Origin of the sequence: Moritella sp. 5, assembly GCF_018219455.1 — a bacterium.
In the GTDB taxonomy this organism is placed as follows: domain Bacteria; phylum Pseudomonadota; class Gammaproteobacteria; order Enterobacterales; family Moritellaceae; genus Moritella.
On record NZ_CP056122.1, the window covers coordinates 4,448,953 to 4,461,654 of the forward strand.

Sequence of the window (12,702 nt, forward strand, 5' to 3'; positions counted from 1 at the left end):
AACGAGTCTTAAAAACTCGGGTCCCAATTAACAATAATTTTTTGAGCTGTAATATCAACACTGATAATTACTTGCCCATCAAGATACGGGATTAACCGTTCTTTTTTTCCGAAGGCATCTGTTGCATTCGCTTTAATTACTAATACGTCGTTAGAACCGGTTTCCATCATATCAGTGACTTTACCTAACGTGTAACCCTTGTCTGTCTCAACAGAGCAGCCAATAATGTCACGCCAGTAATATTCATCTTCTAAATCTGGAAGTTGATCAGCATGAATAGCAATTTCAGCACCCGTAAGGGACTGCGCTTCTTCACGAACATCAATGCCGACTAACTTAGCAATTAAACCTTTGCCATGGCGTTTGCAATCTTCAATCGCCACTTCAACCCATTCGCCTTTTTGCTCAATGAGCCAAGGTGAATAGTTAAAAATCCCTTCAGGAATATCGGTAAAGGAGTTGATTTTCATCCAGCCTTTAATGCCGTAAACAGCACCAAGACGACCAACTACCATAGGTTTGTCAGTTGAACTCACAAGATCTCCTTACCTTAAGATAATTAAGCAGCTTTAGCAGCGTCTTTGATTAACTTAGCAACTGTGTTAGAAACTGTAGCGCCTTTAGCAACCCAAGCTTCAATTTTCACGTTGTCAAGACGAACACGTTCTTCTTGACCAGCAGCCATTGGATTAAAGAAACCTAGCTTCTCGATGAATTTACCATCACGAGCATTACGGCTGTCTGTAACAACAACTGTGTAGAAAGGTGATTTCTTAGAACCACCACGAGATAAACGAATAGTTACCATATCGTCCTCTTTATAAATTAAGTGTGTATTCCGACCTTGCACTGACAAGGCCCCATAGTTCAAATAGTACTCACGAATGAGACGATTCGAAGTCGCGCAATTTTACTCTTATTTTAACTAAATGCAACCTTATTGTGAGTCATGACTGCTTTAGTTAGCGCTATTTATACTATAAACAATCATTATGTTGCTATTACAGTGATCAAAAGCAGGTTAGCCAGAATCCGCGGAAATAAAAAAGCCCTACTGTTAATAAGCAGGGCTTGGAATAAAATACATATATAAGGAAGGGATTAAACCGCGAGGTTGTTAACCAAACGGTCCTTTACCACCGCCCATACCACCGCCCATTCCGGGTGGCATCATACCTTTCATCTTACCCATCATTTTCTTCATGCCGCCTTTACCCGACATTTTTTTCATCATTTTTTGCATTTGCGTAAATTGTTTAAGCAGCTTATTCACATCTTGAATCTGTGTACCTGAGCCCATCGCGATACGACGCTTACGTGAACCTTTAATGATCTCTGGACGTTTGCGCTCTGCGGGTGTCATTGAATTAATAATCGCTTCCATACGATTAGTTAACTTATCATCCATTTGATCTTTGACAGCATCAGGAACCTGATTCATGCCAGGCAACTTATCCATCATGCCCATCATGCCACCCATGCTCTTCATTTGCACAAGCTGGTCACGGAAATCCTCTAAGTCAAAACCTTTGCCTTTTTGAACTTTTTTCGCCAGTTTTTCAGCTTTGTCTTTATCTACTTTACGTTCAACTTCTTCGATAAGTGATAGCACATCACCCATACCCAAAATACGAGATGCAATACGTTCTGGATGGAAAGGTTCTAATGCATCAATTTTTTCGCCCATACCGATAAACTTAATTGGTTTACCCGTAATATGGCGAATCGATAATGCAGCACCACCACGTGCATCACCATCAGCTTTTGTTAAGATAATACCCGTTAATGGTAAACTCTCATTAAATGCCGCAGCTGTGTTTGCCGCATCTTGACCTGTCATCGCATCCACAACAAACAGTGTTTCAACTGGATTAATCGCAGCGTGTAAGTCTTGGATCTCTTTCATCATGTCAGAATCGACATGTAAACGACCCGCAGTATCGACAATCACAACATCAATAAATGATTTACGTGCGTATTCGATTGCAGCGTTCGCAATATCAACTGGATTTTGTTCGATATTACTTGGGAAAAATTCCACATCAACTTCTGCTGCTAATGTTTCTAGCTGTTTGATTGCCGCTGGACGGTAGACGTCTGCACTCACAACCAATACTGATTTTTTCTCTCGTTCTTTTAAGAAGCGTGATAATTTCGCTACAGTGGTAGTTTTACCTGCACCTTGTAAACCAGCCATCATTAATACTGCTGGCGGTTGCGCAGCAAGATTTAATGTTTCGTTAGCATTACCCATTGCCGATTCAAGCTCTGCTTGGACAATCTTAATGAAGGCTTGGCCTGGATTCAGACTCTTAGATACATCTTGGCCTAGGGCATTTTCTTTTACATTTTTAATAAATGCGCGTACGACAGGTAAAGCAACATCCGCTTCGAGTAACGCCATGCGTACTTCACGTAGTGTGTCTTTGACGTTATCTTCAGTCAAACGACCACGGCCGCTGACGTTTTTCAGCGTGGCCGATAAGCGATCGGTTAAATTCTCAAACATGACGTTATCCGTTTTAGATTAGATTAAATTCAATTATTACTGATGATTATAACCTTATTTGAGGGCAAAAATCACACTCTCAAGGTGTGGCTAGGTATTGTTTTATAAAAAAATAATATTTTCCTTTCCAAATAATGCATTTGAATATAGCTCTATAGGTACAGCAAGCGTATACTGGACTGCATAATTACATATAAATCAACATTAAAGTGAGCCCTATGGAACTGTTTGCTCTTGGCGCTATTATTTTCTATATAGCTGCAATTTATCATTGCATTAAAGCCTTAACTGTAAAACAACAGGCGAGTATACGTACTATTTTTACCTTAGGCGCAGGCGCGACACTTTGCCATCTATTCTGGATGGGCTTTGATATTGTGACGGCAGCAGGAATTAACCTGAGTATTGTCAATGTAGCCGCACTTATCAGTTTGCTGATTTCGATGATCATGACACTCTCGATCAATAAATTTAAAATATTACCTTTATTACCGATCGTGTATGGTTTTTCAATCATTGTCATTGCGATAAGCTATTTGTTACCAACGATTTACATTTCCAATTTAAGTGATAACACACCACTTGTTGTCCATATTATCGTGATATTATTTGCCTATGCGGCCTTCATTGTGGCGAGTTTACTTGCCCTGCAAATGGCTTACTTAGATTATCAACTCAAGCACAAACGCCCAACCGCAATGCACCCAGCACTGCCATCGTTAATGACCATAGAAAAACAACTCATCAGGTTATTAAGTATCGGTTTAGTGCTGCTATCCGTGGCAATAGTGACAAGCTTTGTCTTTTTTGAAGATGCTTTTACCCACTCTCAAGCGCATAAAACTGTTTTATCTATTTTAGCTTGGCTATTTTATTCGGTATTGCTGTGGGGTCACTTTAAACAAGGCTGGCGTAGCAACAAGATTGCTTTTGGTACATTATTTGGCACTGTATTGCTCTCTTTGGCCTATTTCGGTTCTCGCTTTGTAAAAGAGATCCTACTTCATTAATACTTAAACATACTTAAAACTATCATATATTAATTACTATACACTTGCGTAATCAAAGGATAACACTTGGACGACATATCAACAGGAACCTTATTCGGCCTCCTGACTATTTTAATCCTCATATCAGCTTATTTCTCTAGCTCAGAAACAGGTATGATGTCTCTCAATCGTTATAGGCTTAAGCACCTGGTTAAAAATAACCATACAGGTGCGAAACGTGTAGAGAAACTCCTCAACAGACCGGATCGTTTGATTGGTCTTATTCTTATTGGTAACAATCTAGTCAACATCTTGGCCTCTTCCATCGCAACGATTATTGGTATGCGTTTATTTGCACAAAATGAAGCGCTTGGTTTAGCCGTATCGACTGGTCTCTTAACAATCGTTATCCTTATTTTTGCTGAAGTAACGCCTAAAACCTTAGCTGCACTGCACCCAGAAAAAGTCGCATTTCCAAGCTCATTGTTATTACGCCCGATGCTAACCTTGTTTTATCCATTGGTATGGCTGGTAAACATCATTTCTAATGGCCTGTTGCAACTATTGCGCGTTAATCTCAATCACAATGATAATGGTGCATTGAGCTCCGAAGAATTGCGTACCGTTGTGCATGAAGCAGGTACAATGATCCCTCAGCGTCACCAAGATATGCTGATCAGTATTCTCGACCTTGAAAAAGTCACTGTGGATGACATTATGGTGCCGCGTAACGAGATCATCGCGATTGATATTAATGATGATTGGGAGATTTTATTACGCCAATTACGTAATATTTCACATACGAGGGTATTGCTGTACCGTGACACCATCGATGATGCAGTTGGATTTGTGCATACTCGAGATGCATTGCGTCTATTACTGAAAGAACAGTTTGATAAAACAACGCTACTCAGAGCAGTAAAAGAGCTGTACTTCATTCCTGAAGCAACACCACTTAACGTGCAACTATTAAAGTTCCAACGTAAAAAAGAGCGTATCGGTTTAATTGTTGACGAATACGGTGACATCCAAGGTTTGGTGACACTCGAAGATATCTTAGAAGAGATTGTCGGTGACTTTACCACTACCATGGCACCTTCAGCGAGTGAAGAAATTGAGGCGCAACCTGACGGCAGTTATATCATTGATGGTACGGCAAACGTGCGTGATATTAATAAAGAGATGAACTGGCACTTTCCAACCAATGGTCCAAAAACATTAAACGGCTTAATCTTAGAATATTTAGAAGAGATACCGGAATCGAATATTAGTCTAAAAATTGCAGACCATCCGTTAGAAGTATTAGAAATAAACAACAATGTAATCCAACGTGTTCGTGTCCAACCAGCGGATAAAAAGAAGCGAAGAAGCAAACCATAACGGATATTTTCGTCTTGGACATGACTTGTAGATAATAAAAAAGCACCTAACATAGGTGCTTTTTTTCATTAAACTTTAAATTAATAAAAGTTAATGCTTATTTGTTTGCGTTTTTAACTGCATCTTTCAGTGCTTTACCAGCAACGAATGCTGGAATTGTCGCTGCAGAAATTTGAATTTCTTCACCCGTTTGTGGGTTACGACCAGTACGTGCTGAACGTTCGCTTACTTTAAAAGTACCGAAACCAATTAGCTGTACAGCTTCTTTTTCTTTAAGGCTATCAGTGATCGCACTTAGGATCTCTTCTAGTGCTGCTTTAGCTTGTACTTTAGTTAAATCTGCTTTCGCTGCAACTGCATCGATTAATTGAGTTTTATTCATAAGAATGTCCTTTCCACTATTCAATAACATTAAACTGTTAAACACTGTATTCAAAAAAACCGTTGACCGCAAAGGATTTATCGCCTTAATTAAGTCAATTGCTGAGAGAATAATCAACAAATGGGGTAGCGCTCACACTAATCTCATTCTATGTACAAAAAAACACCATAAAAAAGGTGAGGGGCTACCCTTAAAACTAATTCCCGATCGCCGCCTCACCAGCTCTGACGCCTCTTTAATGAAATTTCAATCAATTAATCTAAGGTAATACCAATGTTAGAAATCCCATCATTTTTAGCAAACTGACGTAACGTCTTCATACTCTCTGGTGATTTTTGTACCGTGAGTAAATCCAACACCGCTTGCTGAAATTTAAGCTCTTCTTGCATTAACTCTTCAGCAAAAATAACCTCGTCGTCAAGTTCTTCACCTGCCAACGCTTCTAAATAGCTTGCAACAGTACCAATTGATACTCGCGATGCATTAATAGCTTCGTTCACATCCGGATCAGGGCCGACTAAACTATTAAAAGCACTGTTTAAAGTCACACACGCATCCAGTGCAGGATAAACACCATACACATCAAATTTGTCTACATTTGGAATAATCGGTTCGAAACGATCAAATTGAATAGTAAAATTGATTTTGCTATTTTTAACCGTTAAAGATTCCCAAAACAGATCTAATGATGAACGGAACTGCTTCGCATCTCCGGTTTCACAAGCTTCAGAAAATAATTTGTAATTAGGAAAGCTGCGCTCAGCAAGTGACGCAATAAAACTCACTTTCTGCCAAGGTAATAATTTCGTTAATTGCTGTTCATAGTTTTCTTCAAGCACAAAAATAGCCTCTTATTTATTGTTTTTATTCTTTCTATAATAGCTAAATATAACCAAACTTGATGGTGATATTTAACTAAAGACCTACATCTTTCTACCGTTTCCAGTCATGAAAACAATGGTGCTATCGATTAGCCGAGCAAAGCATGAGAAAACAACCTAATGCTTTGCTACTTCATTTACCGCTTTAGCAAACCGCGCGATAAGTTTTTTATATTGCTTTACTGATTATCTCAGTATAAGTGCAGCTATTTATACGCGCTATATTAGTGAGATACAAGGCTGAGAAAACCAATCTAACTAAATCGTCGTTAATAACACTGAAAAGATCATGATCACAAATTCATTCTTGTAATCTAGTACTTAACATCAAACTTAAGTTCATCTCAACCAGTGCTAATATTGATCCAGAAAATAACCAACATCATTAACGATACATCAAGCGATATTGCTCGTTGATTAAAGGATTAATCAACACATTTTCGCTTTAATTATTTATCTAATAAACGCTTGTATAGCAAACATAGCACCGCATAAAAATCAGGGATTGATATGAAACGTATATTTATTATTTCAGCACTAACGTGCGCTATCGCACCAACCACTTTTGCTTCTCAACTATATTTTGATGCCCGTAATGATGCAATGGGGGGAGCTGGTGTCGCGTCTTCGGACTTTGTTACTGCAGCCTTTGTAAACCCTGCATTACTGGGTCAAGGCAAAGATGATTATATTGGTCTCATTCTGCCTGCAATCCCATACAGTGATGATGGTCATACCCGCTATGCCCCCACCTCTTTTGGTGTTCAAACCGAAACATCGGATGCGTTTTTAGGTGCCTTAGACAATGTTAAAACTGCGCAAGACGCTTATGACAATAACAAAAATCCAATAACGGCTGCAGCTTATGCCAATGCGCTTGGCAATTTTGATGGTCAACGCATGGGCGTTAATGCCGGTACCAGTTTCGCGATTGCATTACCCAGCAGTGCATTATCTGTGGCCTTTTTTGGTAACTCTTACATGACCAGTGTCGCGACAGCAAAAGTGAGTCAAAATGATATTGATTCAGCAAATAACCAAACCTTAGATGACCTTGATAGCAAAGTTAATCTGGCAGGAGTATCGGTTTCTGATCTTGGTTTGGCACTATCAATGAACTGGGATGCCAAAATCGCCAAAGTATCGATTGGTATATCACCAAAATATCAACGTATCGACACGTATAGTTATGATATTTCAATTAATGACGACGGCCTACGTGAATTTGAAGATGGCTTTCTTGACGGGTTAGATAAACAAAGCCATTTCAATCTCGATGCCGGTATTGCCTTTGATTTTTATGATACCTTCCGCGTTGCAGTCAGTGGCCGTAACATGCTTAAGAAAAATCTGAAAGTAGAAACAACGGCATACAAAAGTATCAACCAAACAAATGAGAAAATGGTTTTCACGTTAGCACCTCTCGTGACGGCAGGTTTTGCATTACACCATGATTACGCAATACTGACAGCAGAAATGGATTTAAATGATGCGATAGGGTTTGAAAGCAACAGTGAATCACGTTATGCCCGCGCAGGTATTGAAGCTAATCTATTTGATTTCTTACAATTACGCGCAGGTATTCGCCATGATCTAAATGATATCCGTGAAGACCTATTCACCTTAGGTTTTGGTATCTCTCCGATGGTTCTAGTACATATTGACCTAGCTGCCACAGTGAGTAAAAACGGTGCTTATGGTATCTATCAAGACGGTAAATTTAACGATAGCGGACTTAATTCAGCCCGTTCGACGGGTGATGATGCCGTCTATGGTATCGACGGTTTTGTATTGCAAGTATCGGCTAAATTCTAAGCTTTTGATATTTTAATACGCTATATTCATACATGTCAAAAGCACCTTCCACAAGGTGCTTTTTGTTATTTATCAACACGGTAGTTCATCATCAAATAGGAATGAATAATAGTACAAGTATAATGATAAAATACCGCTATAACATTCACCTGAACTGGTGTTTTTATTATTAAACCGTAAAATACGTGTATTCACTTTCTTAGATAGACGACAATGAATATTTATCAACTACATCGTTACCTTGGCTATTTATTAATTCTACCGATGACGCTATGGGCGTTCACTGGCGTATTTTTTTTAATTAAGCCCGGTTATAAAGATGCCTACGAACAATTGCAAATAACTCGCTATCCGTTGTCCTCTATTTTACAACTTTCTCCTGAACCAGAGTGGCAAGCAGTAGCAATAAACCAAACAATCTTAGGTCGTCATTACCGTGTTCAAATAGAGAATAAATGGCAGCATATTAATCCACTAAATAACCAAGTGCTGTCAGAACCAAATGCAAAAAATATAATAAGTTTATTACAAGATGCTGTGAAACATAATCCACAACGCTATGGTTTGGTTTTGAACTACAAAGATGGTATCGCCGTTACGGATACCGACGTAAAACTGATGTTTGATTGGTCGCGCTTAAGCCTACACCAACAAGGTGCGGACAGTCGTATTTTTAACACTATGTATGATATTCATTACCTACGCTGGACAGGCAACAAAACGTTCGATCAGTGGTTTGGGTATATCGGCTTAGGATTATTGGTATTGATGGCGCTAACTGGTATTGTCATGATCAAGAAATCATCGATAACTATAAAATAATAAAGGCAGGTATGTTAGCCATACCTGCCTTTATTTCTATTAATATCTGTTCAATTAACGCGAATCAATAAATACTAAAATCAAAGATTACACGTTAATTAATATCAGAATTAAAATTCGTTTTCAGCTTCAGGAGCCTTAGCCTTAGCTTCAACTTCAACTTCATCTTTATTACCAAGTAGATTAGCACGGATCATACCGTCAATTTCAGCTGCAATCTTTGGGTTGTCAATAAGGAATTGTGTTGATTTAGCTTTACCTTGACCAATCTTATCACCCTTGTATGAATACCAAGCGCCTGCTTTTTCGATTAGCTTTTCTTTAACACCTAGATCAATTAACTCACCATTACGGTTAAAGCCTTTACCGTATAATATTTGGAATTCAGCTTGTCTAAATGGTGCTGCAATTTTATTTTTCACAACTTTAACACGTGTTTCATTACCCGTGATCTCGTCGCCATCTTTTACTGAACCAATACGACGGATATCTAAACGTACTGACGCGTAGAATTTAAGTGCATTACCGCCTGTAGTCGTTTCAGGTGAACCAAACATAACACCAATCTTCATACGAATTTGGTTAATGAAGATACACATGGTGTTAGTCGTTTTTAAATTACCCGTTAATTTACGCATCGCTTGCGATAACATACGTGCCTGCAGACCCATGTGGCTATCGCCCATATCGCCTTCAATTTCAGCTTTCGGAGTTAGTGCTGCTACAGAATCGACTACGATAATATCAACAGCGCCAGAACGTGCGAGCATGTCACATATTTCTAATGCTTGCTCACCAGTATCTGGTTGAGAGACTAATAGTTCATTAATATCAACGCCAAGTTTACCTGCATAAATAGGGTCAAGTGCATGCTCTGCATCAATAAAGGCACAGATTTTACCTTCTCGTTGTGCTGACGCGATAACTTCTAGCGTTAACGTCGTTTTACCACTTGATTCAGGACCGTAAATCTCTACGATACGCCCCATCGGTAAACCACCAGCTCCCAACGCAATATCAAGAGAAAGTGAACCTGTAGAAACAGTTTCTACGTCCATGGTACGGTTATCACCTAGCTTCATGATAGAACCTTTACCAAATTGTTTTTCAATTTGTCCAAGTGCTGCAGCTAAGGCTTTTTCTTTATTCGCGTCCATTTTATTCCCCTGAGGCATAATCGAGTATTTAATTTATAGGCATAAGTATACTGTTCGTTCATACAGTATCAAGTAATAAACGAATATTTTTTTTAATTATTATTAGTGGCTCATACTTACGTACAAAAAATACAGTCGCCACCGTGCTTTAGCATTGTTATTATAGCTGCAACTATTATTTTTAAACCGAGCCGCTATGCAACCTAACTTTCTTGCACCTCAAGACTTAACCAATCACACCCCTATGATGCAGCAATTCTTTAAGTTAAAAGCTGAGCAACCAGAGATCTTACTCTTTTATCGCATGGGCGATTTTTATGAGTTATTTTATGATGATGCCAAAAAAGCGTCGCAATTATTAGGTATATCTCTGACCAAGCGTGGTAAGTCAAATGGTAATCCTATCCCAATGGCTGGTATCCCTTACCATTCATTGGAAGGTTATTTAGCAAAGCTAGTACGTAGTGGTGAATCGGTAGCGATCTGTGAACAAATTGGTGACCCTGCGACATCCAAAGGCCCTGTTGAACGTAAAGTGGTTCGTATTGTGACACCTGGCACTGTCAGTGACGAAGCCTTACTCACCGAGAAAAATGACAATTTATTAGCAGCATTATTCCATGATGGCATTACTTTTGGTTATGCGACGTTAGATATGGGCAGCGGCCGTTTCCTGATCAATCAATTTACGTCAGAAGAAACACTACTGGCAGAACTGCAACGTACCGACCCTGCAGAGCTGTTGTATTGCGAATCATTTGAATCAATGCAACACATCAACCAACTTAAAGGCTTACGTCGCCGCCCTGAATGGGAGTTTGATTTACAAACTGCTCGCAACGTCTTATGCCAACAGTTTGGCACTAAAGATCTGATTGGTTTTGGGGTTGAAAACTCACCAGTGGCGTTATGTGCTGCAGGGTGTTTGATGCAGTATGTGAAAGAAACCCAACGTACCGCACTGCCACATATTCGCGCGATCAAACTTGAACAAACCGAACAAATGGTCGTCATGGATGCAGCAACTCGCCGTAACCTAGAACTGACCCAAAACCTATCTGGTGGTTTTGATAATACCCTTGCAGAAGTACTTGATCATACTTCAACACCAATGGGCAGCCGACTATTAAAACGTTGGTTACACCAGCCAATTCGTGACAGCTTGGTATTGCAACAACGCCAATCGAGTATTCAATCCTTACTTGATGTGGGTGCATTAAACGATATCCAGCCAGTTCTACGTACTATTGGTGATATTGAACGTATCATTGCACGCTTGTCATTACGCTCTGCACGTCCTCGTGATCTTGTGCGTTTACGTAATGCTTTCCAGCAGTTACCCGAATTACAAACACTGTTAGCAGAACACGATACCGAACACTTAAGCTCATTGCAGCAATTAGCTGGTGAGTTCACTGAACTAGAACAGCTACTGACGTTCGCCGTTATCGACAACCCGCCAGTATTAATCCGAGACGGTGGCGTGATAGCCCCCGGTTATAACCAAGAGTTAGATGAATGGCGTACCCTAAGTAAAGGTGCTACCGATTATCTACAAGCATTGGAAGATCGCGAAAAACAGCAAACCGGTATCCCAACCTTAAAAGTCGGTTATAACCGGGTACACGGCTACTTCATCGAAGTCAGTCGTCTTCAATCAGATCAAGTACCAGCAACGTATATCAGACGTCAAACACTGAAGAATACCGAACGTTACATCATACCTGAACTGAAAGAACACGAAGATAAAGTTCTCAGTAGCCAAGGTAAGTCACTGGCGCTAGAGAAACAACTCTATGAGCAACTATTAGATAAGTTGTTACCGTATATTCCCGCACTGCAAGACAGCGCTGCGGCATTATCTGAACTTGATGTATTGTGTAACTTTGCTGAACGCGCAGAAACCTTGCATTATTGCCGACCAACAATTAGTGTCCAACCGGGTATCGACATTACTAATGGGCGTCATCCTGTAGTAGAGCAAGTGATGACGGACCCCTTCATTGCCAATCCTGTTCAGCTTAATCCTGAACGTCGTATGTTGATCATTACCGGACCTAATATGGGTGGTAAATCGACCTACATGCGTCAAACGGCCTTGATCACTCTAATGGCACACATTGGTAGTTTCGTACCCGCCGAGCAAGTTACAACGTCATTAATCGACCGTATTTTTACGCGTATTGGTGCATCAGATGATCTCGCGTCAGGTCGTTCGACCTTCATGGTAGAAATGACCGAGACAGCGAATATCTTGCACAATGCGACGGCAAATAGTTTGGTATTGATGGACGAGATTGGTCGCGGCACCAGCACTTACGATGGTTTATCATTAGCATGGGCATGTGCAGAATACCTAACGAATAAGATCCAGGCTTATACTCTCTTTGCAACGCACTACTTTGAGCTAACCACGTTAGCAGAACAGCACCCAAGTTTAGTCAATGTGCATCTCGATGCGGTTGAGCACGGTGACTCGATCGTATTTATGCATGCAGTGCAAGACGGCGCCGCAGATCGCAGTTATGGCTTGCAAGTTGCGGCATTAGCAGGCGTACCAAAAACGGTTATTCATGCGGCTAAAGTCAAGTTACATGAGTTAGAATTAAACTCGCACCAAGCCGTTATAACAGGTGAACGCCCACACGTTGAGCCAGCAACACCCGTTTCTCATCCAGTAATCGACGATCTCGATGCGTTAAATATCGATAATATGACGCCACGTGAAGCGCTGGATGTGTTATACCGATTAAAAGAACAACTCTAA

The 12,702-nt window shown here is 40.1% G+C and carries 11 protein-coding genes; 5 read left to right on the top strand and 6 right to left on the bottom strand.

Annotation, left to right across the window (positions count from 1 at the left end; genetic code table 11):
* Window positions 1–8: 8 nt before the first annotated feature.
* The 3 genes from rimM to ffh all read right to left on the bottom strand — a co-directional run bounded on the left by rimM (window position 9) and on the right by ffh (window position 2,509).
* Window positions 9–536: a ribosome maturation factor RimM gene (rimM, locus tag HWV01_RS19850; RefSeq protein ID WP_211673157.1), complete on the bottom strand. Its 528-nt coding sequence runs from the start codon at window positions 534–536 to the stop codon at window positions 9–11.
* 23 nt (window positions 537–559) lie between these two features.
* Entirely contained in the window at window positions 560–808 is a 249-nt protein-coding gene (gene rpsP / locus HWV01_RS19855) for a 30S ribosomal protein S16 (RefSeq protein WP_006033748.1), read from the bottom strand.
* 309 nt (window positions 809–1,117) lie between these two features.
* Complete coding sequence (ffh, locus tag HWV01_RS19860; RefSeq protein ID WP_211673158.1) at window positions 1,118–2,509, bottom strand: signal recognition particle protein; 1,392 nt, start codon at window positions 2,507–2,509, stop codon at window positions 1,118–1,120.
* A 218-nt stretch (window positions 2,510–2,727) separates the two neighbouring features.
* Here ffh and HWV01_RS19865 point away from each other — a divergent pair, with 218 nt between their 5' ends.
* Complete coding sequence (locus HWV01_RS19865; RefSeq protein ID WP_211673159.1) at window positions 2,728–3,519, top strand: inner membrane protein YpjD; 792 nt, start codon at window positions 2,728–2,730, stop codon at window positions 3,517–3,519.
* Between the two features lie 66 nt (window positions 3,520–3,585).
* Window positions 3,586–4,878 (top strand): HlyC/CorC family transporter, encoded by a 1,293-nt coding sequence (locus tag HWV01_RS19870; RefSeq protein ID WP_211673160.1) that lies wholly within the window; start codon window positions 3,586–3,588, stop codon window positions 4,876–4,878.
* 97 nt (window positions 4,879–4,975) lie between these two features.
* On the opposite strand, the gene HWV01_RS19875 is transcribed toward HWV01_RS19870, so the two are convergent.
* Complete coding sequence (locus HWV01_RS19875) at window positions 4,976–5,260, bottom strand: HU family DNA-binding protein (RefSeq protein WP_017221893.1); 285 nt, start codon at window positions 5,258–5,260, stop codon at window positions 4,976–4,978.
* A gap of 254 nt (window positions 5,261–5,514) precedes the next feature.
* Window positions 5,515–6,099 carry a YjaG family protein gene (locus tag HWV01_RS19880; protein WP_211673161.1) on the bottom strand — a complete coding sequence of 195 codons (585 nt, stop codon included), beginning with the start codon at window positions 6,097–6,099 and terminating at the stop codon, window positions 5,515–5,517.
* A gap of 552 nt (window positions 6,100–6,651) precedes the next feature.
* Here HWV01_RS19880 and traF point away from each other — a divergent pair.
* Both traF and HWV01_RS19890 read left to right on the top strand, forming a co-directional pair.
* A complete protein-coding gene (traF, locus tag HWV01_RS19885) occupies window positions 6,652–7,956 on the top strand; it encodes a conjugal transfer protein TraF (protein WP_211673162.1) in 1,305 nt (434 codons plus the stop codon).
* A 213-nt stretch (window positions 7,957–8,169) separates the two neighbouring features.
* On the top strand, window positions 8,170–8,778 hold the full coding sequence (locus HWV01_RS19890) for a PepSY domain-containing protein (RefSeq protein ID WP_211673163.1): 609 nt from the start codon (window positions 8,170–8,172) through the stop codon (window positions 8,776–8,778).
* Between the two features lie 110 nt (window positions 8,779–8,888).
* Here the strand turns inward: HWV01_RS19890 and recA are convergent, their stop codons facing one another.
* Window positions 8,889–9,953: a recombinase RecA gene (gene recA, locus HWV01_RS19895; RefSeq protein WP_211673164.1), complete on the bottom strand. Its 1,065-nt coding sequence runs from the start codon at window positions 9,951–9,953 to the stop codon at window positions 8,889–8,891.
* Between the two features lie 178 nt (window positions 9,954–10,131).
* Between recA and mutS the strand changes: the two genes are divergently transcribed.
* Entirely contained in the window at window positions 10,132–12,702 is a 2,571-nt protein-coding gene (gene mutS / locus HWV01_RS19900) for a DNA mismatch repair protein MutS (protein WP_211673165.1), read from the top strand.

Excerpts from the sequence above, each read along its gene's own strand:
- rpsP (WP_006033748.1), bottom strand. The coding sequence starts at position 808 with ATGGTAACTATTCGTTTATCTCGTGGTGGTTCTAAGAAATCACCTTTC.
- ffh (WP_211673158.1), bottom strand. The coding sequence starts at position 2,509 with ATGTTTGAGAATTTAACCGATCGCTTATCGGCCACGCTGAAAAACGTC.
- HWV01_RS19865 (WP_211673159.1), top strand. The coding sequence starts at position 2,728 with ATGGAACTGTTTGCTCTTGGCGCTATTATTTTCTATATAGCTGCAATT.
- HWV01_RS19875 (WP_017221893.1), bottom strand. The coding sequence starts at position 5,260 with ATGAATAAAACTCAATTAATCGATGCAGTTGCAGCGAAAGCAGATTTA.
- traF (WP_211673162.1), top strand. The coding sequence starts at position 6,652 with ATGAAACGTATATTTATTATTTCAGCACTAACGTGCGCTATCGCACCA.
- HWV01_RS19890 (WP_211673163.1), top strand. The coding sequence starts at position 8,170 with ATGAATATTTATCAACTACATCGTTACCTTGGCTATTTATTAATTCTA.
- recA (WP_211673164.1), bottom strand. The coding sequence starts at position 9,953 with ATGCCTCAGGGGAATAAAATGGACGCGAATAAAGAAAAAGCCTTAGCT.
- mutS (WP_211673165.1), top strand. The coding sequence starts at position 10,132 with ATGCAACCTAACTTTCTTGCACCTCAAGACTTAACCAATCACACCCCT.